The organism is Rhodohalobacter sp. 614A (genome assembly GCF_021462415.1).
GTDB lineage: Bacteria > Bacteroidota > Rhodothermia > Balneolales > Balneolaceae > Rhodohalobacter.
This window is the reverse complement of record NZ_JAKEDS010000001.1, coordinates 1,655,709-1,680,743: the sequence shown is the minus strand read 5'-3', so window position 1 is coordinate 1,680,743 and position 25,035 is coordinate 1,655,709. Positions and strand designations below refer to the sequence as shown.

Annotated in this window: 25 protein-coding genes and 1 tRNA gene; 14 read left to right on the top strand and 12 right to left on the bottom strand. The window is 42.5% G+C overall.

All coding sequences use genetic code 11. The annotated features are described in order from the left end of the window. Nucleotides 1-8 precede the first annotated feature (8 nt). The 6 genes from L0B18_RS06820 (at nt 9) to L0B18_RS06795 (ending at nt 6,766) form a co-directional block, all read left to right on the top strand. Nucleotides 9-1,418: a SusD/RagB family nutrient-binding outer membrane lipoprotein gene (locus L0B18_RS06820; RefSeq protein ID WP_234570640.1), complete on the top strand. Its 1,410-nt coding sequence runs from the start codon at nt 9-11 to the stop codon at nt 1,416-1,418. A gap of 207 nt (nt 1,419-1,625) precedes the next feature. Further along, nucleotides 1,626-2,672, top strand: coding sequence for a VOC family protein (locus tag L0B18_RS06815; protein ID WP_234570638.1), 1,047 nt, complete (start codon nt 1,626-1,628; stop codon nt 2,670-2,672). A gap of 170 nt (nt 2,673-2,842) precedes the next feature. Further along, nucleotides 2,843-3,919 carry a Gfo/Idh/MocA family oxidoreductase gene (locus L0B18_RS06810; RefSeq protein ID WP_234570636.1) on the top strand — a complete coding sequence of 359 codons (1,077 nt, stop codon included), beginning with the start codon at nt 2,843-2,845 and terminating at the stop codon, nt 3,917-3,919. A gap of 32 nt (nt 3,920-3,951) precedes the next feature. Next, a complete protein-coding gene (locus L0B18_RS06805; RefSeq protein WP_234570635.1) occupies nt 3,952-5,142 on the top strand; it encodes a serine hydrolase domain-containing protein in 1,191 nt (396 codons plus the stop codon). A 98-nt stretch (nt 5,143-5,240) separates the two neighbouring features. Then, nucleotides 5,241-6,167: a ketopantoate reductase family protein gene (locus tag L0B18_RS06800; protein WP_234570634.1), complete on the top strand. Its 927-nt coding sequence runs from the start codon at nt 5,241-5,243 to the stop codon at nt 6,165-6,167. A 164-nt stretch (nt 6,168-6,331) separates the two neighbouring features. Beyond that, nucleotides 6,332-6,766 (top strand): hypothetical protein, encoded by a 435-nt coding sequence (locus L0B18_RS06795; protein ID WP_234570633.1) that lies wholly within the window; start codon nt 6,332-6,334, stop codon nt 6,764-6,766. A 19-nt stretch (nt 6,767-6,785) separates the two neighbouring features. Here L0B18_RS06795 and L0B18_RS06790 read toward each other — a convergent pair whose 3' ends face one another. Beyond that, nucleotides 6,786-7,586, bottom strand: a complete 801-nt coding sequence (locus L0B18_RS06790) for a carbon-nitrogen hydrolase family protein (RefSeq protein ID WP_370647532.1) — start codon at nt 7,584-7,586, stop codon at nt 6,786-6,788. Nucleotides 7,587-7,812: 226 nt separating this feature from the next. Between L0B18_RS06790 and mce the strand changes: the two genes are divergently transcribed. Next, complete coding sequence (gene mce, locus L0B18_RS06785) at nt 7,813-8,211, top strand: methylmalonyl-CoA epimerase (protein ID WP_234570631.1); 399 nt, start codon at nt 7,813-7,815, stop codon at nt 8,209-8,211. Between the two features lie 93 nt (nt 8,212-8,304). Here the strand turns inward: mce and L0B18_RS06780 are convergent, their stop codons facing one another. The 6 genes from L0B18_RS06780 to L0B18_RS06755 all read right to left on the bottom strand — a co-directional run bounded on the left by L0B18_RS06780 (nt 8,305) and on the right by L0B18_RS06755 (nt 14,451). Continuing rightward, on the bottom strand, nt 8,305-8,901 hold the full coding sequence (locus L0B18_RS06780) for a riboflavin synthase (RefSeq protein WP_234570630.1): 597 nt from the start codon (nt 8,899-8,901) through the stop codon (nt 8,305-8,307). Nucleotides 8,902-8,904: 3 nt separating this feature from the next. Continuing rightward, nucleotides 8,905-10,023 carry a bifunctional diaminohydroxyphosphoribosylaminopyrimidine deaminase/5-amino-6-(5-phosphoribosylamino)uracil reductase RibD gene (ribD, locus tag L0B18_RS06775; protein ID WP_234570629.1) on the bottom strand — a complete coding sequence of 373 codons (1,119 nt, stop codon included), beginning with the start codon at nt 10,021-10,023 and terminating at the stop codon, nt 8,905-8,907. Nucleotides 10,024-10,141: 118 nt separating this feature from the next. Beyond that, nucleotides 10,142-11,914, bottom strand: coding sequence for a SurA N-terminal domain-containing protein (locus L0B18_RS06770; RefSeq protein WP_234570628.1), 1,773 nt, complete (start codon nt 11,912-11,914; stop codon nt 10,142-10,144). A gap of 127 nt (nt 11,915-12,041) precedes the next feature. Further along, a complete protein-coding gene (locus tag L0B18_RS06765) occupies nt 12,042-12,971 on the bottom strand; it encodes an MlaD family protein (RefSeq protein ID WP_234570627.1) in 930 nt (309 codons plus the stop codon). Between the two features lie 2 nt (nt 12,972-12,973). Continuing rightward, complete coding sequence (locus L0B18_RS06760; RefSeq protein WP_234570626.1) at nt 12,974-13,717, bottom strand: ABC transporter ATP-binding protein; 744 nt, start codon at nt 13,715-13,717, stop codon at nt 12,974-12,976. Beyond that, complete coding sequence (locus L0B18_RS06755; protein ID WP_234570625.1) at nt 13,714-14,451, bottom strand: MlaE family ABC transporter permease; 738 nt, start codon at nt 14,449-14,451, stop codon at nt 13,714-13,716. Before L0B18_RS06755 ends, L0B18_RS06760 begins: the two co-directional genes overlap by 4 nt. Before the next feature lie 285 nt (nt 14,452-14,736). On the opposite strand from L0B18_RS06755, the gene aroC reads away from it, so the two are divergent. The 5 genes from aroC (at nt 14,737) to L0B18_RS06730 (ending at nt 18,885) form a co-directional block, all read left to right on the top strand. Continuing rightward, on the top strand, nt 14,737-15,918 hold the full coding sequence (gene aroC, locus L0B18_RS06750; RefSeq protein WP_234570624.1) for a chorismate synthase: 1,182 nt from the start codon (nt 14,737-14,739) through the stop codon (nt 15,916-15,918). Then, on the top strand, nt 15,908-16,255 hold the full coding sequence (locus L0B18_RS06745; RefSeq protein WP_234570623.1) for a tetratricopeptide repeat protein: 348 nt from the start codon (nt 15,908-15,910) through the stop codon (nt 16,253-16,255). The genes aroC and L0B18_RS06745 overlap by 11 nt, the downstream gene beginning before the upstream one ends. Further along, complete coding sequence (locus L0B18_RS06740; protein WP_234570622.1) at nt 16,236-17,405, top strand: LysM peptidoglycan-binding domain-containing protein; 1,170 nt, start codon at nt 16,236-16,238, stop codon at nt 17,403-17,405. Before L0B18_RS06745 ends, L0B18_RS06740 begins: the two co-directional genes overlap by 20 nt. A gap of 3 nt (nt 17,406-17,408) precedes the next feature. Then, a complete protein-coding gene (locus tag L0B18_RS06735; protein WP_234570621.1) occupies nt 17,409-18,128 on the top strand; it encodes a CPBP family glutamic-type intramembrane protease in 720 nt (239 codons plus the stop codon). A 184-nt stretch (nt 18,129-18,312) separates the two neighbouring features. Next, nucleotides 18,313-18,885 carry a sigma-70 family RNA polymerase sigma factor gene (locus L0B18_RS06730; protein WP_234570620.1) on the top strand — a complete coding sequence of 191 codons (573 nt, stop codon included), beginning with the start codon at nt 18,313-18,315 and terminating at the stop codon, nt 18,883-18,885. On the opposite strand, the gene L0B18_RS06725 is transcribed toward L0B18_RS06730, so the two are convergent. From L0B18_RS06725 to L0B18_RS06705, 5 genes are all read right to left on the bottom strand, one after another. Further along, complete coding sequence (locus tag L0B18_RS06725; RefSeq protein ID WP_234570619.1) at nt 18,882-20,162, bottom strand: sensor histidine kinase; 1,281 nt, start codon at nt 20,160-20,162, stop codon at nt 18,882-18,884. The genes L0B18_RS06730 and L0B18_RS06725 overlap by 4 nt on opposite strands. A gap of 100 nt (nt 20,163-20,262) precedes the next feature. Next, the gene (gene clpX, locus L0B18_RS06720; RefSeq protein WP_234570618.1) at nt 20,263-21,516 is read right to left on the bottom strand and encodes an ATP-dependent Clp protease ATP-binding subunit ClpX; all 1,254 of its coding nucleotides are present in this window, start codon (nt 21,514-21,516) and stop codon (nt 20,263-20,265) included. Nucleotides 21,517-21,625: 109 nt separating this feature from the next. Then, on the bottom strand, nt 21,626-22,246 hold the full coding sequence (clpP, locus tag L0B18_RS06715) for an ATP-dependent Clp endopeptidase proteolytic subunit ClpP (RefSeq protein WP_255695610.1): 621 nt from the start codon (nt 22,244-22,246) through the stop codon (nt 21,626-21,628). A 43-nt stretch (nt 22,247-22,289) separates the two neighbouring features. Continuing rightward, nucleotides 22,290-23,597: a trigger factor gene (gene tig, locus L0B18_RS06710; protein WP_234570617.1), complete on the bottom strand. Its 1,308-nt coding sequence runs from the start codon at nt 23,595-23,597 to the stop codon at nt 22,290-22,292. Between the two features lie 38 nt (nt 23,598-23,635). Further along, nucleotides 23,636-23,721, bottom strand: a tRNA-Leu gene (locus L0B18_RS06705). A gap of 201 nt (nt 23,722-23,922) precedes the next feature. On the opposite strand from L0B18_RS06705, the gene cutA reads away from it, so the two are divergent. Both cutA and L0B18_RS06695 read left to right on the top strand, forming a co-directional pair. Beyond that, nucleotides 23,923-24,285 (top strand): divalent-cation tolerance protein CutA, encoded by a 363-nt coding sequence (cutA, locus tag L0B18_RS06700; RefSeq protein WP_234570616.1) that lies wholly within the window; start codon nt 23,923-23,925, stop codon nt 24,283-24,285. 3 nt (nt 24,286-24,288) lie between these two features. Continuing rightward, nucleotides 24,289-25,020 carry an enoyl-CoA hydratase/isomerase family protein gene (locus L0B18_RS06695; RefSeq protein WP_234570615.1) on the top strand — a complete coding sequence of 244 codons (732 nt, stop codon included), beginning with the start codon at nt 24,289-24,291 and terminating at the stop codon, nt 25,018-25,020. The last annotated feature ends 15 nt before the right edge of the window (nt 25,021-25,035 follow it).

The following is a 25,035-nucleotide window of genomic DNA, read 5'->3' as shown; positions in this document are numbered from 1 at the left end:
ACAGAACGATGAAGAAATTACTTATACCTTTTACGATTATAGCTTTTTTCCTGAGCAGTTGTGATGTTACCAGTATTGATGATGACATCAACAAAAACCCGAACTTGCCCAGTGATGCGGATCCTACTCAACTCATCGCCAATGCGATGTTATGGTTACCGGCATTAGGTTCTGCACCTTCAAGCGGGTACAATTCAACCCCGCAGGGAGAATATAATGCCCAATATCTCTCACAGACCATTTATGTAGACGGGTCTCTATACCAGGAAGGAGCTACAAGCTTTTACTGGTTCTATCAGGAACCGCTCATAAATCTTCAAACGGCTATCGATAATTCAACACTCGACAATCAGATTGCCGTGGCTAAAATCTTGAAGGCTTATTTTATCTGGCATATGACGGACCGTTGGGGTGACATCCCCTACTCGGAAGCTCTGATGGGAGCTGATCAGTTCACTCCTGTATATGATACACAAGAGTCGATCTATAACAGTTTATTTGCTCTTCTGAAAGAAGCAAAAGATGAAATAAATACAGGCAGTTCCTTAAGAAGCGATGTTATCTATGAAGGTAATATGGAACAGTGGATTACATTTAGTAACACCGTTCGTTTACTTATGGCATTGCGCCTTTCTGAAGTTAATCCGCAGCTGGCTCAGCAGGAGTTTAATGCTGCTCTGAATGATGGAGTCATGACATCGAATGACGACAGTTTCATTTTCGAACATCTTGCAAATGAAGACAATGAGAGCTTTTGGTACGACCAGGTCGTGCGAACTTCCAGGGACTGGTGGGCGCTTAGTGAAGGGCTCGTCAGCCTGATGAAACCGGTAAATGACCCGCGGCTTTCCTTTTACGGAGATTTGCCTCAGGGTAACGAAACCGAATACATTGGCCTGCCATTTGGCACACCCGAAGAAGGAATTGATCCGAACGATTATTCTCTGCTGGGTTCCGATATGTACGAGCAGGACGCACCGGTATATCTTGTGACCTATGCACAGGTACTGTTTGCAAAGGCAGAAGCCGCCGCACGGGGTTGGATTGGCGAAGATGCCGAAAGTAATTACAATGCAGCTATCGAAAACTCACTTCTGCAGTGGACCGGAAGCTCAGCTGAAGCATCCAGTTTTATAGCCCAGCCGGAAATTGCTTATGATTCTGCAAATTCTATTGAGAGAATTTCCGAGCAGCGATATGTGCATCTTTTCCTTCATGGGTTTGAAGCCTGGGCCGAATACCGAAGAACCGGTTACCCGGCTAATATGGTGAGTCCCCTTGGCCGAGATGTCCCGCTGCGACAGAGTTACACATCGGATGAAGCTCTGAATAACACCGAGAACTATCAGCAGGCGGTAGACCGACAGTTTGGAGGTGAAAACAATTTATATGGGCGCCTCTGGTGGGATGTTGAGTAGTTTCTCACTCTCTAAAATTTATCCCGCTAACTAAAAAAGCCATCCTGCTAACATTGCAGGATGGCTTTTATTTTTTTGATGTAAAGAAGTCATCCAACATTCAAAATCCATCATTCATAATTTTCATTTCGAAGAAATCCATCCCCTAAAAATTTCTGAAGCTTTGCTATATTAGGCCTTCGGATCACACTAATAAAAAATATTTCTATGAGTCAATTAATTACCGGGATTCAACAGGTTGGAATTGGAGTTACAAATATTGATGAAGCCTGGCCGTGGTACCGCAAATTTTTTGGTACAGATGTTCCCATTTTTGATGATGAAGCCACCGCAAACCTCATGACCCGCTACACCGGTGGCGATGCCCACTCGCGCCGGGCTGTTCTGGCAATTAATATGAGCGGCGGCGGCGGATTCGAAATCTGGCAATTTAAAAGCCGCACACCGGAACCTTGCCAGTTTGAACCTCAATTAGGCGATTTTGGAATTAACGCCGTAAAAATTAAATGTAAAGATGTACGAAAAGCTCATGACCATTTTACGGCCCTGGGCAATGAAACACTCTCTCCTCTTCACAAACTCCCGAATGGTGAGCAGACATTCTGGACCAAAGATCCATACGGCAACCTGTTTCAGGCGGTTAAAGGAGATTCCTGGTTTACAAAAGGAAAACACTCTACAGGTGGTGTTTGCGGAGCCGTAATTGGGGTCAGCGACATTGATGCCGTTCTCCCACTCTACACAATCGCACTCGGTTTTGATGAAATTATTTATAATGAGACCGGAACCTTCTCCGACCTGGATGAAAACCATGAATTCCGCCGGATTCTCCTTCGCAAAAAACAAAAAGATGATGGTGCATTCAGCCGGCTTTTTGGTCATATTGATATCGAACTGGTTCAGTCATTAAACCGAAAACCCCGGAAAATTTATGCCGGAAGATATTGGGGCGATCCGGGATTTATTCATATCTGCTTTGATGTCAACGATATGAAAACGCTCCAGGCCAAATGCGAAGAACTTGGATTTCCATTTACAGTAGACAGCTCCTCTTCTTTTGATATGGGCGAAGCCGCCGGTCAGTTTTCCTACATCGAAGATCCTGATGGCACACTCATCGAATTTGTTGAAGCGCACAGAGTGCCAATCATGAAAAAGTGGGGATGGTTTATTAATCTGAAAAAAAGGAAACACCAAAAACCACTGCCCGACTGGATGCTGAAAACAATGAGTTTTAACCGGGTGAAGGGTTAGATTTACTAATAATACCGTCAGTTCGAGTGCAGCGGAGCGAAGTCGAGAACTCCCTAGCCATTGGGACTTATCGACTACATTCCACTTCGTTACATTGTGCTCGAACTGACGATACTTTGACTCGATTCGGCTTCAATAAAAATTATTTAAACCATTAAACCAAACAATCAATGTCTCATAAAATTAACATACTCGTCGTAGGATGCGGAAACATGGGAGCTTCACATGCCCGCGCATATCATAAGCTGGATGATTTTAACATTGTAGGATTGGTTAGTCGCGGCGATAGCAAACAGAGACTTTCCGATGAACTCGGTGGTCTCCCCTTGTTTGATAATTTTGATGACGCCCTTGCCTCCACCTCTCCGGATGCGGTTTGTATCAGTACCTACCCGAAGACGCACGCTGAATACACGATCAAATCGTTGGAAGCCGGAGCGCATGTTTTTGTCGAAAAACCGATTTCCGAAACAGTTGAAGATGCCGAAGCGATTGTTGCCGCCGCTGAGAAAGCGAACAAGAAAGTGGTGGTTGGATATATTCTCAGGCATCACCCCGGATGGAAAAAATTCATAGATCTGGCCCAAGGACTCGGCAAGCCTCTCGTGATGCGGATGAACCTGAATCAACAGAGTACGGGCAGCGAGTGGAATGTGCATAAAAATATCATGGAGGCAATGTCGCCCATCGTGGATTGCGGCGTTCATTATGTGGATGTGATGTGCCAGATGACCAAAGCCAAGCCGATCAGCGTGCATGCCATTGGAGCACGATTAAGTGACGAAATTGCTGAAGACCAATACAATTATGGTCAGTTGCAGGTTCGGTTTGATGACGGATCTATCGGTTGGTACGAATCCGGCTGGGGACCGATGATGAGCGAGCAAGCCTATTTCGTGAAGGATATTATCGGCCCCAAAGGAAGCGTGAGCATCAGCAAAAATACGTTTGATCTGCCGCGCGGCTCTTCTGCAGAGGTTGAATCTCATGTGTCGGTCCAAAAATTCAGACTCCATCATTCAGAAAAAGATGAAAACGGAAAACTCACCAAAGAAGATGACATCATCGACGCGCCGGACGAAGCCAGTCACGATGAACTCTGCCAGTTTGAACAGGAGCATTTCCTGAAAGCGATCCAAGAAGATGTAGATCTCTCCGACCATTTGAGAGAGGTTGTTCATACGCTTCAGATTGTATTGGCAAGTGATGAGTCTGTGAAGACCGGGAAGGCTGTGGAGTTGGGGTAATTCTACTATTTTTTGATTTAAGAATAATCTCCATGAAAAAAATATACTGTGTAATATTTCTTATTGGATTTACTGCACTCCCGATATCCAATCTTGTTGCACAGAATTATAGCGATAGCCTGGATGCTGACCTAGCTCATTTATCTGAACAATACAACATCCCGGGGATGTATGTAGTAATCACGGATAAAAATAAGATTCTGTACCAAAAGGGATTTGGATATTCAAATCTTGAAACCCATCGGCCATTTACAGCAGAAACAATTGTAAATATCGGTTCTGTCAGTAAAACATTTATTGCAGTCGCACTAATGAAAGCCGTTGAGCTCAATTATTTTACCCTGGAGACAGGCATTAATGATATTTTGCCCTTTAAAGTCATAAACCCCTTTTTCCCTGAGGAGATAATAAAGGTAAAAGATTTAGCTACGCATACTTCGGGTATTATTGATAATGAAAGCATTTATCCACGATCCTATAAATTCATTAAAACTGATTCTACTGACAAAAGAGCAATTACGATCCTGGATGAATTGGGATACACGGGGGGATTACAGTATTCCACACTTTCTGCTTTTTTACAAAGCTATTTAAGCAAAGAAGGTTTTCTATATAACAACCATAATTTCTCGGAGAGTAAACCTGAAGAACAATATCATTATAGCAATATTGGTTCTGCCTTGGCAGCATACTTAATTGAAATAAAATCTGGCTTATCCTTTTCAGATTTTACCCAACAACACATTCTAAAGCCGCTTGAAATGGATCATTCTTCATGGTTTTTAGAAGAAATTCCAATGGATAATCACGCAATTCCATATCTAAATAAGGACGTAGCATTTCCATTTTACTCCCTTACAACCTATCCGGATGGAGGATTAAGAACCTCTGCCTCAGATTTAAGTAAATATGTTTTTGAAATGATACGTGGATTTAATGGACAGTCTTCTTTGCTAAGCCAAGCATCTTTTGAGAAAATGCTCAGTCCTGCATTTTCCGATGAAAATGTGCCAGATAATTTCAATTTAGCCGATCGAAATAAGGGAGTATTCTGGAATCTCTATCCTAATGGATATATGGGCCATGATGGAGATGATCCTGGTGTAAGTACCAACCTGCTTTTTAATCAAACAAGAGGGATCATTTTTATGGCCAACATCTATCTTGATGACAGAAGCAAATTCTTGGAAACACTGGAAAAATACGCCACTAAACTGAACTGATCCGCTCCTATAGCTACCCATTTTATATAGAATTCCTCATGCAAAACGGGTGACAGAAATTCATCAATAAACTTCATTTTTCCTCTTTATTTTAGGACATGAAAAATCCTGCAATTTATATCATTGGATCGGGAGCGATTGGAAAAGCACTGGCTGTTTTTCTGAAACTGGAAAACAGAGATGCCATTCTTGTCAGAGGCAGCGTAGATCATCAACCTGAAGAAGAAAATACCATCACCGTTTACGGACAAGATGATCAGGTTTCCCGGCAAACCGTCAAAACCACTACATTCAGCCATTTGTCTGACATAAATGGGATCGTACTCATTACCGCCAAAGCATTTGGAAATACCGCGATCGCCGAAAAATTACGGCACAAAGAAGGCGATTTCTCCATTGTTCTTCTGCAAAACGGACTCAATATTGAACGGCCTTTCGATGATTTCGAGAAAGTATACCGTTGCGTGTTGTTTTCCACCAGCCAGGTTACCGGTACTCATGAGGTGTCGTTTAAAACGGTTACGGAATCTCCTGTAGGAAATCTTGAGGGAGACAATGCCGGCACGGAGGAAATCATTCAACAAATACATACCTCCTATTTCGGTTTTCGAAGCGAACCCAATATTGAGACTATTGTTTGGAATAAGGCGATCATCAATTGTGCGTTTAATTCCATTTGTCCGCTGCTGGAAATCGACAATGGCATTTTTCAGCGAAATACCGAGGCTTTTGAAATGGCTCAAACCATTATAGGAGAATGTGTGGCCGTCGCTGAAAAGTATGATATTAAACTGGATCAAAAAGAGATTGAACAGACATTACTTCTGATCAGCCAGCGCGCAGACGGACAACTTATCTCCACCTACGAGGATATCCGTAATAAACGAAGAACTGAAATTGAGAGCCTGAACCTTGAAGTTGCCCGGATGGCTGATGAAATCAACATGCCGGAATTGGTTCCTACAACTCGAACACTGGGTGAGATGATCCGAATAAAATCGAACTTAAAAATGGCTCGGAATTAATAGTCTCCAGTCGTTCCGCATCAATAAGCCCCAAGATCACAAATAGCTGAATTAGACATTGCTGTCCATTCCAGGGTTTCTGATGGTGCGTGCTGCAACAAAAGAACGCAACCGGCCTATACAATAGAAAGTCCCGAAAATTATAACTGTCATTCATTACAGATATGAAAACAATTCATCTTGTTCTGGTTATCATTTTGGCTTTTATAACTGCTTGTGAAGAGAAAAAAGACCTGTCCGGTGAAATCAATACAAATGAGATTGAGGAAATTCAACAGGATTCTTCTCAGGCGGATACCAATCTTCTGATTGAAGAATTACAGGGCTCATGGAGAGAACCTGAATATCCGTTTCGAAGAGCAGAATTTAAGGATTCCACCGTCAAGTTTACCGAAGAAGGCGTGATAGAACCTCCGTCTTTTAAACCTTTTGAAATCTCCAATGAATGTCCTTTTTTGCCAGATTCAGCAGCGAATGATGAGACTTACTTTGTGAATCCGGAAAATGAAATCTGTGAGAAAATCTCAGTTAGAAATGATACGCTCACTTTTGGGGGAGTGGAAAGTGACTATACCATTGTTTATGAGCGAATGGAATAGTTTTTCTAAATCATGGTTTTCAAAGAACCCGATGCTCTAAAGACGGCAGCTTTCGCCTGACATCTTTCAGCGTTTCCATATCCAGTTCTGCCATTGCCATTCCCGGCTTTACTCCCGCATTTGAGAGAATCTTTCCCCACGGATCGATGATCATGGCGTGTCCATGAGTTTTCCGCTTTTTCCCATGGCTGCCGGTTTGAGCCGGAGCTACCACGAATGCGCTGTTTTCAATGGCACGTGCTCTCAAAAGAATCTCCCAATGAGCCTTTCCGGTAGGTTTAGTGAAAGCCGCCGGCACAAAAAGAATGTGAGCGCCTTCTTTTGTCATCTGCCGATAGAGTTCTGGAAAACGAACGTCATAGCAGATCGATAATCCGATTTTCATTTCAAATTCGGGAAGATTCGTTATCACAATATCTTTACCTGACTGAACCATATCCGATTCTCTGTAGGTCTCTTTTTCGGAAAGCTCTACATCAAACAGATGAATTTTATTATAAATGGCGATGTCTTCTCCTTTTGGATTGATCATCTTTGCCCGGTTGAACACTTTACCATTTTCAGCCGGAACCGGATATCCACCGCCAAGAAGATAAATCTCAAATTCTTTTGCCCATTCAGACAGTGATTCTTCAACCGTTTTGGAAATTTTATCAGCTTGCTCAAGTCGTTTTTTCTCATTTCCCATAAATGCAAAATTCTCAGGAAGAGCCACCAGGTTAGCTCCCTTTTTGGCCACCTTTTTCACAGATTTGTAGACAGCTTCCATGTTGTGTTCAAGATCTGGCTGACTATTGAGTTGTATGGCTGCAATTTTCATTGTCGGTTGTCGGTTGTCGGTTGTCGGTTGTCGGTTGTCGGTTGTCGGTTGTCGGTTGTCGGTTGTCGGTTGTCGGAAAATTGAGAAAAAACTACTAACAACCAACAACTGACTAAATCCAACCTTCATTTCAGAGTTTCCCTTATTGACACTCATCCGGTGGCTGAATAGTTTACAAATAGAACATTTTGAGAGAAATGATCATTAATCAAAAAAAATTAGAATTATGCATATTGATCACATTGGTATTGCCGTAAAAGACCTTGAAACGGCAATTGAAACATATGAGAAACTCCTGAATACTCCCTGCTACAAAAAAGAAGTTGTTGAGAGTCAAAAAGTTGAGACAGCATTCCTGCAAACAGGTCAATCAAAAGTAGAACTTTTAGGCGCAACTGACCCTGATTCCGTTATCACAAAATACATTGAAAAAAAGGGAGAAGGATTGCACCACGTAGCGTTCGAAGTTGAAGATATTCACGCCGAAATTGAGCGTCTAAAATCGGAAGGATTTACACTTTTAAGTGATGCCCCAAAACCCGGTGCAGATAAAAAACAGATTGTCTTTCTGCATCCGAAAAGCAGTAATGGCGTGTTGGTGGAGTTGTGCCAAACGGTGAAGTAAATTTTTGACTTCAACGTCAGTTTGAGCGCAGTCCTGTCTGCTTTTAGATCGGCCGAAGTTGAAACGTTCGTTGCGTTCAAACTGACATTTAAATTATTTTCCCTGATGTTTTTGCAGATACTTCACAATGTATTTGCCAAAAATATCGAATTCCAGGTTTACGGGATCTCCTTCTTGCTTAGAATGAAGGTTCGTGTGTTCCCACGTGTAGGGGATAATGGCAACGGTGCATTCATTCCCATTTTCACGGGCTATCGTGAGACTTATTCCATCGATAGAAATACTGCCGCGTCCAACAATGTAATCGGTGAACTCTTCCGGAAACTGAACAGTAATCAGTAGATCCACTCCTTCTTTCTGGATTTTTTTGATGGTGCCGGTTGTGTCCACGTGTCCCTGAACCATGTGTCCTTCCACGGCTTTGTCGAGAGTCAGGGATCGCTCAAGATTTACAGGATCACCTTCTTGTAACAAACCAAGATTGGTCTTTCGCAACGTCTCGTCTACAGCTTGAACGTGGAAAGATTCTTCATCAAAAGAAACCACGGTTAGACAGACTCCATTTACGGCAATACTTTCATCTACATGAACCTCATTCGCAAAAGGAGCCTGAATCGTAAGCTCTTTTCCCCCATCCATTTGAGATACTTTTTGAATGGTACCGACTTTTTCAATAATTCCTGTAAACATCGTTTAAAGATCTGCAGTTAATAACATATCCGGTCCGGATTGTGACCAGCTGAACTCTTTGAAAGGTACGATATCTTCCATCCTGTTGATATCCAAACCCATAACTGATTTCGTACCGCCACCCAATAATTTTGGTGCGATAAAAAGCTGCAAACGATCTACAATTCCCAACTTCAAAAGAGCCGAAGAGAGTTGTTGTCCGCCTTCAACAAGCAACGATGTGATTCCTTTCTCAGCCAGCTTTCTCATCCCCTCTTTCAATCGGGAATGACCATTTACTTCTTCCACATGAATAATTTCACCCCGAAAATAGTTGCTTTGAAACATCTTCAGCATCGGGTCGGCTTCAGCCTGAGATTTCTCTTTATTATGGGTGATGATAAACGTTTTTTCCTCAAACTGATCCGAAAAAAGATTCAGATTTCTTGGCAGTGAGAACGGACCGTCAATCACCACACGCTTTGGCTGTCGTCCTTCCACCAATCGTACAGTTAATGATGGGTTGTCGTACAGCGCTGTATTTCGTCCAACCATCACCGCATCATTCTGGCTCCTCCAGATATGAACCTGTTCGCGGGATTCTTTTGAACTGATCCATTTCGAGTCGCCGTTAGGTGCTGCAATATAGCCATCAGCGGTTTGGGCAATTTTGAGTGTAATGAACGGACGATCAAATTCCAGGTAGTGAAGCCAGCTTTCGTTCAGTTGGCGGGCTTCTTTTTGAAGAATTCCGGTATCCACCTCTATTCCGCTTTTTCGTATTCGCTCCAGTCCCTTTCCATTGACTTTCTCCGACGGATCAGTCATTGCTACCACCACTCTTTTAATCGGTTTCGCAGCTAAAAAATCGGCACAGGGCGGTGTTTTTCCGTGATGAGAACAGGGTTCAAGCGTAACGTAAACCGTAGCATTCTTCAGTTGAGATGAATCCTTCACACTCCTTACCGCATTCACTTCTGCGTGTGCCTGGCCATATCGCTCATGATATCCTTCGCCAATTACATCTCCATCTTCTGAAACAATCACACAACCAACCATCGGATTTGGCGAAACATATCCCCTGCCCTTTTCAGCGAGGCTGAGTGCGCGTTGCATCCATATTTTATCTTGTTTGGCGGTCATATTCGATTGAAATCAAAAAGTATTTATACCGGAATTGATTATAAAGTAACTACTCCTAAAAATAAAAAAGGGTAAGAGAATTCCCTTACCCTGTAAATCATTTCAGCAAAATCTAAACTTATTGAATAAGCTGACTTCTGTTGTCATCAATATCTGCTTCGGCTTTTAACTGATCGAGAAATATCTGGTTAAATGTTATAAATTTCTGCTGCTCCAGCCTGGCTTGAATTTGTTGCCTTTCAGCTTCCGTAATGCTGGCGGGATCGGCTTTTGTGAGCTCGGTCACTTCAACAACGTACACACCGTTTTCGCCCTGGATGGGTTGCGAAGTAGAACCTGGTTCCATGCTGAAAACTTTACCAATGACTTTCACTTCACGGCCGGCATCAGGAATTCGGGTTGCAGCCATTCGAAGATCTTCAGCAACCTGAATCTCTTTCTCTGAGGCTGCAGCCAATGCTTCCAAATCTGAATTGCTTTGATACATCTGCTGAACCCGCTCAAGCATAATATCCATCCTCTTTTGGTTTTTGACGATCGTCTCAACCTGGCTTCGTACTTCTGTAAACGGACGGGCACCTTCTGGTGTTCGCTGAAGCATTTGAACCACGATAAACTGATTGTTTAGCTCAATTACTTCCGAAATACTTTCTTCGCTTAAATTTTCAAGCGCCTGCATGGTCTGCTGACTCTGACCAATTCCGGGTATAAAAGCTGTTTCCTGGGTAGCGGTTCCTTCCCGAATTTCCAATTCGCGGCGTTCGGCTTCCTCTTCAAATCCTTCTGATGATGCATAAAACTCAAACTCACTGGCTTGCTCGGCCAATCGGTCAACGGTTCCAACCGGATCAGCAATGACAGGATAGGAAAGAACGCCAAATTTAATTTCATTTCCGCGCTGATCTACTTTTTTGAAGACATATGGATTACCGTTAATCATTACAACCTCAGAAACTTCACCCACTTCCAAATCAACAACCGGCTGGTATTCTTCACGAATTTCGTCTTCAGCTACATAGGCACCGGTAAACTGTACAGCAGACTGATAGCGGTCTAAAAAGAGTGAATCGTTTTCCGCATTTGCAAAAGCCGTACGAAGATTTTCCACTTCGCCGATGATATTCGTCGTGTCCTGTGCGGTCGGAGTCTTGTCCCAGCTTACATATCTGAAGCGATACGTTTCACTACGTTCGAACTGATCCTGATAATCCTCATAATAATCACGAAGTTCTTCTTCCGTAACCGTTATTTCATCATCAGACACATCTGCATAAGGGAAACGGAGGTATCGAATATCTGCATACGAGTTTTCCCTGATGTATTCATTTTTTACTTCCAGTGCATTTACCTTCAGCCCTGAAGAAATATAGTTGCTTAACTTTTCCTGTCGTCGGCTGTCACGCAATTGCTGCTCAACCATAATCCATGCTTCGCTGTTTTCAGGAGCTTCTATAGCGGCACGAAGAGCGATTCGGTCAATACTGCCATCTTCGGTCTGGAAACGCTGCCGGATAAATGGCGCCGGATTTTCGCCGGTAACCATTTCCAGTAATTCACTATCGGTAACCGTAATTCCCAGTTCATTCATTTTCTGCTGAATGAGTTCAGCCGCAACAAGGTCTTCCCACGCCTGATTCTCATACATCGATCGCATTTCCGGAGTCATGGAGTTGCCGGTATTCTGGCTATACTGCTCCGTATAGAAGTTGACTCGATTGTTGTACTCATCCAAAGAAATGGGTTCGCCATTCACGCTACCCAAAGATCTTGGGCCCACGGTCAATGCATCAAAAACCTGCGTATCGGCCAAAATCCATAAAATCCCAAATGAGAAAATCAGCACCCACAAAATGGTCGTTGTACTGTTTCTCATTTTTTCCATTACACCCATAGGAAAACCTCAAAAAATCTTATTTATCTGTTAAAAATCTGCTTTGTTTTGTAGCCCCGAAATATACAATAACTCTGTACGAAGAACAACGGAATCAGTCAGGCAAGATTATTCGAACAACTTGCAATTAAAAGACTTCGAAAATTCTCATGTGTTTCAAATAACGGCCGGGATCTTCGTTAATGCCTTTCACCAGTTTGTTTAGTTCAATGGTAAGAGAATCGAGATTGTCATAAACGGAGGGGTCATTAATCAATTTACCCATCGTGCCGTCACCCTGATTAATTTTATCCAAGATTTCATTCAGGCTTGCAGTGGCTGTTTCAAGCTCTTCACGTACCTTCGAGAGTTCACTTACATTTTCTTCGATAGATGTTATCAGGCTGTCAATTTTTGGGCGATTGTTTGTAGTGAGTGTATCCAACTGGCTGATCACACGGCTTCCAGATTCTATGGCTAAATCAATCTCATCCTGTTTTTCCTGCAACAGAGTTGCCACACTTTCTGACGATTCCAGTAAATTGGTAAGCGTTTCGTTTAGTTTCGCACTGGTCTCGTCATCAACCGTTTTATTTAACTGGCGCAGAAATTGGTTTAATTCGTTGATGGAATTCGAGACATCACCCCCCAACTGTTCACCTTGAGAACCCAGGGTTTCCATGATCGTCTGGGCATACTCACCGGGAATTTCATCGCCACTTTCAAGATATTGGGAGCCGGTACCGAGCTCAATAACGATTGATTTCCCTTCTACAATTCCCAACGATGTGAGTATAGCTGTAGAACCCTGGGGAATATTTACGTCGGTATCGATACTCATGCCTACGTGTACATTATTTTCCGGAGTTAAATTTACAGCACTGACAGATCCAACCCGCACACCTTTTATATAAACAAGACTTCCCGAACTGATTCCATCCGCTTTTTCAAACGTAGTGGTTAGCTTCAGGGAGGTGCCAAAAATGGGAATATCTCTCATGAACCGAAACCCGATAATGGCCACAACTACAGCCAGGAAAACGGTAATTCCCACTTTTACTTCATTACTCATTTTCATATTTAATGTCCTTTAATTTGATATTCACTGGCTGTTATAAAATCAACCAAATCCTGTTGATCACTTTTTTTCATCTCATCGATTGTTCCGTGCCAACTTAGCTTTTGTTGATCCAGAAAAGCAACTTTGTCCGCAACTTCCAGAACGCTGTGCATGTCGTGCGAAATTACAATGGAGGTGATATCGAACTCTTCAGCCATTTCAATAATCAATCCATTAATTTCGTTTGAAGTTTGGGGATCAAGGCCGGATGTCGGCTCATCATACATAATATACCGGGGTTCCAGGATAATGGCTCTTGCCAATCCCACGCGTTTTCTCATCCCTCCGGAAAGTTCGGAAGTTTCTTTACTGGCTGCACCTTCAAGATTCACATATTTAAGGGCCCGCATCACATTTTCCTCAATTTCCTCTTCCGCTTGATCGGTGAAATAACGAAGCGGGAAGGCTACATTTTCAAATGTATTGATGGAATCAAACAGAGCTGAACCCTGGAAAAGTACACCGAATTGTTGCCTCAATAAACGCTTATCAACATAATCGAGTTCAAAGATATTTTTTCCGTCGATGATAACCTCACCTTCATCAGGCGTTAAAAGTGCGTTGATATGTTTTAAAAGTACGGATTTCCCACAACCTGAGCGTCCAATAATAGCTATCGTCTCACCATCCTCAATGGAAAAGGATACGTTTTCCCAGACAAGCAGGTCTCCGAAACTTTTCTTCAGGTTTTTAATTTCGATCATAGTAATAAAGCTGCTAAGAGAAAGTCTGCCAAAAGAATATAAATACATCCCAATACGGTAGCCTGGGTAGTGCTATTTCCCACTCCCTCGGCTCCTCCGGTTGCAAAATATCCTTTATAGCATGCAATGGAGGTGATAATAAAACCAAAAACAAACGACTTCACGATACCGAACGCCACATCCCAGGGATAAAAATACATTCGGGCTCCTTCAAGAAAATCGGCCACCGGAACCTGCCCGGAAAAATATCCTGCAAGAAGTCCTCCTCCCAATCCGCAGACGCCTGCTACAATATATATGACTGGAAACATCAGGATGCCGGCCAATACGCGTGGCACAACCAAAAAAGACACGGAATTAAAACCCATCGATTCAAGCGCGTCGATCTGTTCACTAACCCGCATGGTACCCAGCTCGGTTGCAACTCTTGCTCCTACTTTACCGGCAAGCACAAGTCCTGAAATTACAGCGGCCAGCTCTATCAAAATAGATTGCGAAACGATAGCTCCAATCGTGGATAAGGGAATAAATGCCGACTCAAGCTGGTAGGCGGATTGAAGTGTCATTACAGATCCGGTAAAAACGCCAACCAAGATAATAATTGGAATAGAGTCGTAACCGACCTTCACCAATTCCTGGAAGAGATTCTTCCGGTAGGTACCAAATTCTGTTGACGACCGAAGCGCCTGATAAAGCAGTGAACTGTACTGGCCTAACTCTTTAAATACGCGCATGCAGTATCATCTTTTTCAAAAATATTTCGCGTAACTGTTCTGTCATTCTGAAAATTTTATCCGATTATATTACAAAAGTTTTATCCAAAATGTGGCTACATTCAAAGGTACTTATTCGTGAACACCTGAAACTACAAAAGGTTTATACAAAGTGAAGGAATTTTAGAACGTCTATAGGCTCAACAATAATTAAGCTTGATAAGTGCCAAGCAGTTCGTCTTGATAACTCTTATTTTTCCCACGACTCTTTATTAACTTACATCTTTAATTTTATACCCCTATTTAATGTTTCGATATTTTACAGCAGGCGAATCCCATGGACCGGGACTTACAGGAATTGTTGAAGGCGTTCCCGCCGGCCTTGAATTAACTGAAGATTACATTGAGCAGCATCTTATTCGTCGCCAGAAAGGCTATGGCCGCGGCGGACGAATGGCCTTTGAAAAAGATCATGCAAATATTCAATCCGGTGTACGCTTTTCAAAAACCACCGGAGCCCCTATTGCTTTTTTGATGACCAACCGGGCCTATGAAAAAGATGACAGCAATTGGCCCATAGTAATGGCAAAAGACGGCGAGCGCGGTGACATTGAACGCATTACCCTTCCCCGCCCCGGACATGCCGATCTTGTAGGCGTCCAGAAGTATAAGTTTGATGATATCCGTCCGGTCATAGAGCGGTCAAGTGCAAGAGAAACAGCCATGCGTGTAGCTTGCTGTTCTGTTGCAAGAAAATTCCTGAAAGAACTTGGCATTGAGATTGGCGGCCATGTCATTCATTTGGGATCTATCGGATATGAAAACTGGAATGCTGTTCGGACTATTGCTGATCCTCTGGCCGATCAAGGTGCGGAATCCATTTATAAAGAAGCGGATGAATCAGACGTTCGCTGTCTTGATCCCGAACTCAGCGACCAGATGAGAGAAGAAATAAAAGTAAAACGAAAAGAAGGAACATCCCTTGGCGGTATTTATGAAATTATTGTCACAGGCCTTCCTGCCGGCCTCGGCAGCTACGTTCATTGGGATCGAAAACTGGACGGACTTTTAGCACAGGCTATCATGAGCACACAAGCGATGAAAGGAGTTGAAATCGGGCTTGGCTTCGATGCCGGAAAAACTCACGGACACAATGTGCATGATGAAATCATTCATGAAAACGGCTCCTTCAAGCGAAGAACCAACCGTCTCGGTGGAATTGAAGGCGGAATGACAACCGGCATGCCGATTATTTTAAGGGGTGTTATGAAGCCGATTCCAACCATGATCAAACCGCTGAAAACAGCAGACCTGGATACCAAAGAAGAGCAAGATACACGGTACGAAAGATCTGATGTTTGCGCACTGCCCAGGGCGGTTGTTGTTGCAGAAAGCGTTATTGCGCCCGTCCTTGCCAATGCTATCCTGGAAAAATTCGGTGGCGATTCAATGGAAGAAATTCTTGAACGTTATCATCATGAAGAATAACAACCAGAAAATCCGCGAACTGGCTGAATCACTTAAAAAAAATCCTGACGATTCATTCACAAAATTTGCCCTTGCACTGGAACTGTTAAAAAAAGATGACGTAACAAAAGCGAAAGTGCTCTTTGAATCCGTTTTAGAACAAGATCCGGATTATCTGGGCGTTTATTATCATCTCGGCAAACTGTATGAGCGGCAGAGCCGGTTCGAAGAAGCCAAAAAGTTATTCACTGATGGTTATAAAGTTGCTAAAGAACAACAAAATGAACGAACGGCTCTTGAATTAAAAGATGCTCTTGAATCTCTAAATTTTGAATCAAATGATGATTCCACTTTATAAAAAATTCGTACTTATCTCACTGATTGCGCTGGTTTTCTCTTTTGGATTGGTTTTCTCAGGTTATGCTCAACAAACCAATCAGAAACACATTGTAAAACAGGGAGAAACGCTGTTTAGCATCTCCCGAACTTACGGCGTAACGGTTGGCGAATTGAAAGAGTGGAATAATCTTGAATCGAACTCCCTTCGTCTCGGCCAGGTGCTGGTAATTGTTCCGCAATCTAATGACGAAAGCATTTTACATGAAGTAAAACCGGGAGATTCTCTTTTTGGAATTTCAAGACAATACAATGTAACGATCGCTGAGATACAGGAGTGGAATAACTTTGAAGGCACCAGCCTCGAAGCCGGAACCGAATTGGTTATCTACCCGCAAAGTGCTGAAGCAGAACAGCCATCAATTGATGATCTTGAACAGATGGATCAGGCAGAGCGAACATCCATTGTTGAACGCTATTCGGAATCGGCAGCCGAGAGTGAAAATTATACTGTTAAAAGCGGTGACACCCTTTACGGAATTGCCCGCCAGCACGATATGACCGTTAACGAACTTCGGCAGATCAACAATCTTCAGGATGATATGCTTCGGGTGGGTCAACGAATCACCGTTCGAAAAATCCAGACGGCACCTTCAATTGCTGAAGGAGCTGAAGATTCAACCCCCCAGGGGAAATTTTCTACATACAGAGTTCAGCGTAACGAGAATAGTTCCAGAGTACTGGACAAGTTCAATATGACCCGAAGTGAATTTGAAGCTTTAAATCCCGGCATGAATGCTGATAATATTTCGTCCGGCCAGCAAATCACCGTACTTCTTCCACCTACAAGAAACTTCAACAACCCTTATCGCCCGGATGCCAACCTTGAAAATCTGGGAACGGTACCGGTTATGAGTTATGGAGAGAATGACAGGGCGAACCCCACAACCAGCGGAGAACTGTATAACCCTCAACAACTTACTGCTGCCCATTCCAACATGGCTCTCGGCAATATTATTTTTATAGAAAACCCATCCAACGGCCGCGGAGTTTTCGTACGTGTAAATGACAGACATTCGGGTGACGGCCTGAAACTGTCGCAAAAGGCTTTTCAAATGCTAGGTTTTTCAAGCATCGAACAGCCCGAAGTTACCATTTATCTCGATAATTAAGCATTGCGCCAAACTTCAACATCATACCTGGAACAGACCCGGGGGATTTTATACAGCTATTTGATTTCGGTACCGTTACTGATAGCGTATGAAATTCTTATTCTGGTTTCGCAGCCTCCCGAACAGGCTGTACGAATTTCCATTGATGTCTGGTTTAAATCCATTTTTCAATCACTGGGAGTAAATGCCATCTCAGCTACTCTCATTGTAGCTGCCGTGATAGGGGCCATTATTCTCTACATAAAACGGGCAGATCTTTCTCATCTAAAAAAGAAATACTTCTTGTCGATGATCCTTGAATCGGCAGTTTATGCAGTATTGGTAACCATTGTGATTATTGGTCTGCTGGAAACAATTCTGACAATGAAAGTATACAATACAGTAGAGGCGCTGAATAAAGTTCAACTTTTCGCCTTGTCGTTAGGAGCCGGGCTTTACGAAGAATTATTTTTCAGAGTTATCCTGGTTGGAGGTTTATCATATGTCTTGATGAATTTTTTTTCGAAGAGAGGAGTAGCTTATGCAATCGCGGCACTCATTGCGGCCCTTATATTTAGCGGCGTTCATTATGTAGGCCAATTTGGAGATTCCTTTACAGTGGGATCTTTTTTGTTCAGGTTTTTATTTGGCTTAGCTCTAAATGTTATTTATGTTACACGTGGTTTTGGGATTGCGGCGTGGACACATGCACTTTACGACATTTTTGTAATTTCACAAATGTAAGGAAACTTAATAGCTCACTTAATCAAAAGGGATGTAAATAATATCTACAAATACGATCAATTCTATCAATTAGATTAATCGTTTGCTTAGTTGTAATTTCTGACCAAGGTATCTGAAATAAATTTTCTTCAGATACGTAAATGATTCACTATTTAAAATCTGTTCTGACAAGTAAAGAAAAGGGATGGCAGAACTCACAAAAAAAGAAGTAAAAAAACAGAAAGATTTTAACGAAGAGATCATTCCTCACCTGGATGCATTATATAACTTTGGGTTGAGATTGACCTCAGATCCGAACGATGCGGAAGACCTCGTTCAAGACACCATTGTGAAAGCTTATCGTTTCTTCAGTAGTTACGAAAAAGGCACCAATGCCAAGGCATGGTTGTTTAGAATTCTGAAGAATTCTTACATCAACAATTACAGAAAGAAATCCAAAAAGCCACAAGAAGTGGACTATGATGAAGTGGCTACTTTCTACGAAACAATCCGTGCTGAAAGGACAGAAACATCTGATCTCGAAGATAAAATGTTCCGGGAGTTAATTGACGATGAGCTCTCTCAGGCACTTGATAATATTCCGGAAGATTTCCGAACGGTTGTACTGCTCTGTGATGTAGAAGACTTCACTTACGAAGAAATTGCAAACATGCTGGATGTGCCCATCGGAACTATTCGGTCTCGGCTACACCGGGGAAGAAATCTGCTGAAAGCTGAATTGATGGATTATGCCACAAAGCGAGGTTATGCAGACTAAATCGGAAGGGTAATACGAATTACGGTACCTTTGTTTACCTCTGATGTGTATACAAAAACCCTTCCCTTGTGGTACTCTTCAATGATTCGTTTGGTGAGGCTTAAACCTAATCCCCAACCTCTTTTCTTGGTGCTGTAGCCCGGTTTGAAAATCTCTTTTTGGTATTTTCTGTCAATACCTGAACCCGAATCTTCCACGTCGATAATCATTTGTCCGCCGTCTTTCTTTACGGAAATGGAAACGTAAGCCCCGGCCACTGTCTCTTTGATGGCATCCATCGCATTTTTGATCAGGTTCTCAATCGCCCACTGAAATAGTTCGGGATTAATATGGGCTTTAACATCTGTTCGTATGGATTTCCGAACTTCAATGGCTTTTCCAAGTTGAGGGAGGCGACGTTTCATATAAGATATCACATCATCAATAATAGGCTCCGGATGCAGCAGTTTTAGTTCCGGTTGTGAACCAATTTTATTAAACCGCTCCGCAATTCCTTTCAACCGCGAAACATCATCTTCAATCTCATAGGCAATGGAGAGTGTTTCTTCGTCTTCGTGATTTTTATCTTTCAGGAGTTGAAGCCAGCCATAAATACTGGAAAGCGGCGTTCCCAGCTGATGAGCAGCTTCTTTGGTCATACCAACCCAAAGGTTCGACTGTTCTGAACGCGTAATACTTTTATACGTTATATAACCGATGCCCAAAAGGAGAGCTAAAATTCCAAACTGTACGTACGGAAAAAATCGTAAGTACCGAATCATTGGGCTCTCTCCATAATAAATGTATTGGTTTTGCATCTGATTCTCTTCTCCGAATGTAATGGTAATCGGGTCCTGGAATTCAGCAAACCGTTCGGCCAGGGCTTGTATGTCGGCATTCTCATCTTCAATAAACCGATACCAAACAACAAATCCGGATTCATCCATCACAATAACCGGAATATTAAAGAGATCAGGTTGGCGAATTAACTCTTGTGTAACAAAGTCTTCCGTAGTTCTGGCTGACTCTGCCGACCGAATCATTCTTGCCAAACTGTCCGGTACATTTGGATACATGCTGAGCATATCTGCCACCCGGTTCAACGTTGTACTAACCTCGAGATGTACCGGGTCGTAGTTGAATTCAAAAGCTTTTGCCCATAGCTCTATACTCTTTCTCTCCTGATCCATGATTCTGTTGATCAGAATTTGGTTGTAAATAAAGGAAGCACCTGCCAGAAGAACCAGAAGGGAGACGAGAATAATCTTAATCCGGCTGGATTGAAATAGTGTGTTCATGTACAAGCCTATTTAAACGGCAGGAAACCTGATTAATTCGCCAAACCTACATGAAAAGTGCAACGGCACACTTTGATATTTTTTGCGCTACTTCTACCCGTTAAGCTGTTGCCTTATGTTTTTCGTAGACGGGAGGTGCTTTTTTCTCAACGGTTTCGCGCGTAATAATACACCGTTTTACATTCTTCATCGATGGAATCACAAACATAATTTCCAGCATGGCTTCCTCAAGGATTGAGCGCAAGCCTCTGGCACCGGTTTTTCGTTCCCTTGCCTTTTCGACAATTGCCTGAAGTGCATCATCTTCAAACTCAAGCTCAACATCTTCCATGGCAAACAGTTTTTTGTACTGTTTTGTAATTGCATTTTTTGGCTTAAGCAGAATTTCAATCATTGCATCATCAGAAAGCTCTTCGAGTCCACAAATGATTGGCAAACGACCGATCAGTTCCGGAATCAACCCAAATTTTTGAAGATCTTCGGGTTCTACATTGGTAAAAATTCTGGGATCGTCTTTGTCAAACTTCACCTGATCCTGTGAATGGAAACCCATAGCACTTGTAGAAAGTCTGCGGGCGATTACTTCTTCAAGCCCGCTGAAAGCGCCACCGCAAATAAAAAGAATATCCGAAGTATCAAGCTGGATAAAACTCTGTTCAGGATGCTTTCTTCCACCTTTTGGAGGAATATTGGCTGTTGTGCCTTCCAGGATTTTTAACAAAGCCTGTTGTACACCCTCGCCGGAAACATCCCGCGTAATAGATGGATTATCACTTTTACGCGCTACTTTATCAATTTCATCAATATAGACAATTCCTTTGCGAGCCCGCTCAACATCATAATCGGCGGCTTGCAATAAATTGCTGAGCATACTCTCTACATCCTCACCCACATAACCGGCCTCAGTAAGTACAGTGGCATCTGCAATGGTAATAGGTACATCAATGATGTTTGCTAGTGTACGCGCAAGAAGAGTTTTTCCACTTCCGGTTGGCCCCAAAAGGATAATATTACTCTTCTCAATTTTAGTATCGTCGATCTGAATATCCGAGCTGCTGGAAATTCTTTTGTAATGGTTATAAACAGCTACTGAAAGTGATTTTTTTGCCCCGTCCTGACCAATAACATATTCATCGAGTTTGTTCTTTATCTCAACCGGTTTCAGGATCGGTTTGTACTGTTTTTCCCGCCGACGTGCGAGTGAAGACAAATCACTTTGAATAATGCTGGATGCATCTTCCACACAGTGGTTACAGATGTATACGTCTGGTCCGGCAACCATTGAGTTTACGTCATGGCTGGATCGCCCGCAAAAAGAGCAATAGACCGAATCGTTATCTTTCTTTTTACTCATAGTTCTGTTTTTGTTGCTTTAAAGTATGCAATCTCAGCAATTTTTCAGAAAATATTTCGGATTAGCTATGGTAATTCCTTCTGTGGAAAAACCAGAAAAATGTAAATAATTACTTCTCTTTACTGTCGTCACGTTTCATTACGTGGTCAATCAGGCCATACTCCTGAGCCTCTTCAGAAGTCATCCATTTGTTACGGTCTGAATCCTCAATAATTCTTTCGATATCCTGGCCAGAATGGTCTGCCAAAATTCTGCTTAATTCTCTTTTGAGGCGGATAATCTCCTGGGCTTCAATTTCGATATCACTGGCTTGTCCCTGAACACCGCCTAATGGCTGGTGAATCATTACACGCGAGTGAGGAAGTGCGTGGCGCTTGCCTTTCTCACCGGCAGTAAGAAGAACAGCGCCCATAGAAGCGGCCATACCCACACATGTTGTAGCTACATCGCTCTTTACATATTGCATGGTATCGTAAATAGCCATTCCTGCAGAAACTACCCCGCCGGGACTATTAATATAGAGATTGATGTCTTTCTCAGAATCCTGTGAATCCAGAAAAAGTAACTGAGCTACAATTGAACTTGCAACGGTATCATTAATGGGAGTACCCAAAATGATAATACGATCTTTAAGAAGTCTTGAATAGATATCATAAGCACGTTCTCCCCTGTTCGTGGTCTCAACCACCATGGGCACAAGGTTATTTTGAAACTGGCTAACGCTGCTCATTTCGGGCAATTCAAAAAGGGGTTGTTTGAAGTTCATAGCTTAACTACGGTTGTGGTATTTGTTGATTCTCATTTTTTTCCTCTCTTTTCTTACGAAAATCTTCTTTAGAGAGTTCATTGATAGTAACCTCTTCACTCAATTTATCAAAAACTTTATTTTCGCGAATGCTGTTTCGCAGGTTTTCAAGTTGCGATGGATTCTGAGCGTAATAGCTTTTCAACTGATCGGTTGTAGCTCCGTACTTGGCGGCTTCAATCCCGATAAACTCATCAATATCTTCCGGTTTGATTTCAATATCCTCAAACTTCTCCTGAAGCTTCTCGTTAATGAACGCCCACTTGGCCTGTTGTTTTGCCTGGTCGCTCATGTTTTCCTTGTACTGCTCAACATCAAAATTAGGAGGTAAATTCCCGCCGGATTGCTGCTTTGCGTACTCAACAAAATTATTTTTGACTTGCTCCAGCATAACATCCGGAACCTCAAAATCGTGAGCATCGGTCAGCTCTTCAACGGCATCCTGCTGGAACATATCACCGGATGACTGATCGTAATATTCCTGCATTTTACTTTTGATGAAGCTCTTGAATTCATCTACATTCTTAGCCTGGCCGTTGGATTGCTCCTGGGCAAATTCATCAGTCAGTTCTGCTTCATGGTTGATTTCAACTTTCTTCACATGAAGTTCAAACCGGTCAACCTCTTCTTCTTCGCCCAACTCCATTTTTACAACGTCGCCCACTTTATGGCCAACAAGATGCTTTCTAAAATCTTCAGCGGCATCCTGACGAAGATCCAGCTTTTGATTTTCATCTTTCTCCCCTTCAATGGCATTTCCTTCATTATCCAGTGAAACTGCATCTACGGTAACCCGGCTCTCTTCGGTGATCTCGCCGTCAACTTCTTCCCAGTTTCCCTGGCGCTGTAGTGTACGTTCAATCTCCTCTTCCACTTCTTCGTCGGTTACATCATGCACCATTTTATCTACAGTGATGCTTTTGAGGTCTTTCAACTCAAATTCCGGCTTGGCACCTACTTTAAAAACCACTTCGAGTTTGTCATCTTCCCACGTAAGATCCAGCATTTGTGTCTCACCGACGGGTTCGTGTTCGGGAACAATCTGTTTTTCGTAGACTTCTTCAACATAGCTGTTGATCTCTTCCATCTCAATTTCTTTGCCAAATCGTTTTTTGATAAGCCCTATCGGCACTCGTCCCGGGCGGAAACCCGGCATTTGAATCTGAGATTTATACTTCTTGTAAGCTTCTTCAAACTTAGGAGACAAATCCTCCCGATTGGCTTTAATCGTGATCTCCTTGTCTACAGAGGTTATTTCCTCAACGGATAGTTCCACTTGTTTTACCTGATTATTTTAGAAAATTTAAATTGTTATGGTACGAGAGGGGGGACTCGAACCCCCACACTGTTTAGGTACCAGATCCTAAATCTGGCGCGTCTACCAATTCCGCCACTCTCGCGAAATTCCAATAAATTTTTATCGGAGCCTGATAAAATACGGTTTTTCACCTCTGGTTTCAACTACTTGCTGATATCAAAAATTTACTCTTTTAAATTGAATTTTTGATTTAGAAATCGTTTCAATTCTTTAAGAAATTTCACTCAAGAATTGTTCGATATTTTGTAGTTTTCGATCTAATAATCAAACTATAAATCTCACCATGTTTAGAAACCTTCGACTTGTATACGTTACAACAAAAAATCGTGAAGAAGCGGTTCAAATTGGCACCAAAATCGTTGAAGAAAGATTGGCCGCTTGCGCGAATATTCTTGATGGGATGAATTCGATCTACCGTTGGAATGACGGGATTGAAACTGCAGAAGAGGCGGTACTTGTTTTAAAGACAACTTACAGCAATGTAGCAAAACTGACGAAACGGGTGAAAGAACTGCACTCCTACGAAGTTCCCTGTGTTGTCAGTTTAAATATTGCAGAGCAAGAGGGAAACCCGGAATACCTGAACTGGATTCGTGACTCTGTTCGTAAACCTCTGCCGCAAGACGAAGATTTAAGAACCGATTAATTCATGCCTCTGATCATCCAGAAAGAACCATTCATCGTACAAGCTGCTATCAACCGGCCCGAGGCGATGAATGCAATTAATTTTGAGGTGATGAACGCCCTTGAATCTCTTCTGGATGAACTGGAACAGGATCATGAACTAAGGCTTTTTATTTTGACCGGAGCCGGTAGCAGCTTTATCTCCGGCGGCGATCTTCGCGAATTTCATCAAATAAAAGATGCTGATGGCGCAAAAGAGATGACACGACGAATGATGTCTGTTCTGTCGCGCATTGAGCAATTACCCTGCTGGACTCTTGCAGCCGTAAATGGTCCTGCGTATGGCGGCGGATGGGAAACTCTTTTAGCTTTTGATTTCAGAATTGCCATTTCTACGGCTACCTTTGGCTTTACACAAGGAAAATTTTACCTCCCTCCCGGATGGGGTGGCATCACCAAACTGACGGAAACAGTAGGCAGAGACCAAGCAATGTATTGGTTGGCATCGCACAAGATGATCGATGCAGAAACAGCTTGGAAATCAGGACTTATTCAGGATGTATTTGGAGAGAATGAGTACGATCAAAAGCTCACAAATCTAAAGAAAGCCCTGGTTAAAAATGATCGAAAATTTATCCAGTATATAAAGAGAAAGGATTTGTTGAAATCAGAGGATGAAATTGAACCCTTCAGCACCTTCTGGGAGAGCGAAGAGCATTTGAAACGGGTGGATGACTTTCTAAAAAGGAAAAAGTGAAAGAACTAAAATCCT

Coding starts and splice junctions, on each gene's coding strand:
- clpX (WP_234570618.1), bottom strand. CDS start 21,516: ATGAGTAAAAAGAAAGATAACGATTCGGTCTATTGCTCTTTTTGCGGG.
- L0B18_RS06770 (WP_234570628.1), bottom strand. CDS start 11,914: ATGGGTGTAATGGAAAAAATGAGAAACAGTACAACGACCATTTTGTGG.
- L0B18_RS06800 (WP_234570634.1), top strand. CDS start 5,241: ATGAAAAATCCTGCAATTTATATCATTGGATCGGGAGCGATTGGAAAA.
- L0B18_RS06730 (WP_234570620.1), top strand. CDS start 18,313: ATGGCAGAACTCACAAAAAAAGAAGTAAAAAAACAGAAAGATTTTAAC.
- L0B18_RS06695 (WP_234570615.1), top strand. CDS start 24,289: ATGCCTCTGATCATCCAGAAAGAACCATTCATCGTACAAGCTGCTATC.
- aroC (WP_234570624.1), top strand. CDS start 14,737: ATGTTTCGATATTTTACAGCAGGCGAATCCCATGGACCGGGACTTACA.
- L0B18_RS06795 (WP_234570633.1), top strand. CDS start 6,332: ATGAAAACAATTCATCTTGTTCTGGTTATCATTTTGGCTTTTATAACT.
- L0B18_RS06740 (WP_234570622.1), top strand. CDS start 16,236: ATGATGATTCCACTTTATAAAAAATTCGTACTTATCTCACTGATTGCG.
- L0B18_RS06810 (WP_234570636.1), top strand. CDS start 2,843: ATGTCTCATAAAATTAACATACTCGTCGTAGGATGCGGAAACATGGGA.
- L0B18_RS06815 (WP_234570638.1), top strand. CDS start 1,626: ATGAGTCAATTAATTACCGGGATTCAACAGGTTGGAATTGGAGTTACA.
- ribD (WP_234570629.1), bottom strand. CDS start 10,023: ATGACCGCCAAACAAGATAAAATATGGATGCAACGCGCACTCAGCCTC.
- mce (WP_234570631.1), top strand. CDS start 7,813: ATGCATATTGATCACATTGGTATTGCCGTAAAAGACCTTGAAACGGCA.
- L0B18_RS06790 (WP_370647532.1), bottom strand. CDS start 7,586: ATGAAAATTGCAGCCATACAACTCAATAGTCAGCCAGATCTTGAACAC.
- L0B18_RS06755 (WP_234570625.1), bottom strand. CDS start 14,451: ATGCGCGTATTTAAAGAGTTAGGCCAGTACAGTTCACTGCTTTATCAG.
- L0B18_RS06765 (WP_234570627.1), bottom strand. CDS start 12,971: ATGAAAATGAGTAATGAAGTAAAAGTGGGAATTACCGTTTTCCTGGCT.
- L0B18_RS06745 (WP_234570623.1), top strand. CDS start 15,908: ATGAAGAATAACAACCAGAAAATCCGCGAACTGGCTGAATCACTTAAA.
- L0B18_RS06820 (WP_234570640.1), top strand. CDS start 9: ATGAAGAAATTACTTATACCTTTTACGATTATAGCTTTTTTCCTGAGC.
- L0B18_RS06760 (WP_234570626.1), bottom strand. CDS start 13,717: ATGATCGAAATTAAAAACCTGAAGAAAAGTTTCGGAGACCTGCTTGTC.
- clpP (WP_255695610.1), bottom strand. CDS start 22,246: ATGAGCAGCGTTAGCCAGTTTCAAAATAACCTTGTGCCCATGGTGGTT.
- L0B18_RS06725 (WP_234570619.1), bottom strand. CDS start 20,162: ATGAACACACTATTTCAATCCAGCCGGATTAAGATTATTCTCGTCTCC.
- L0B18_RS06805 (WP_234570635.1), top strand. CDS start 3,952: ATGAAAAAAATATACTGTGTAATATTTCTTATTGGATTTACTGCACTC.
- L0B18_RS06780 (WP_234570630.1), bottom strand. CDS start 8,901: ATGTTTACAGGAATTATTGAAAAAGTCGGTACCATTCAAAAAGTATCT.
- cutA (WP_234570616.1), top strand. CDS start 23,923: ATGTTTAGAAACCTTCGACTTGTATACGTTACAACAAAAAATCGTGAA.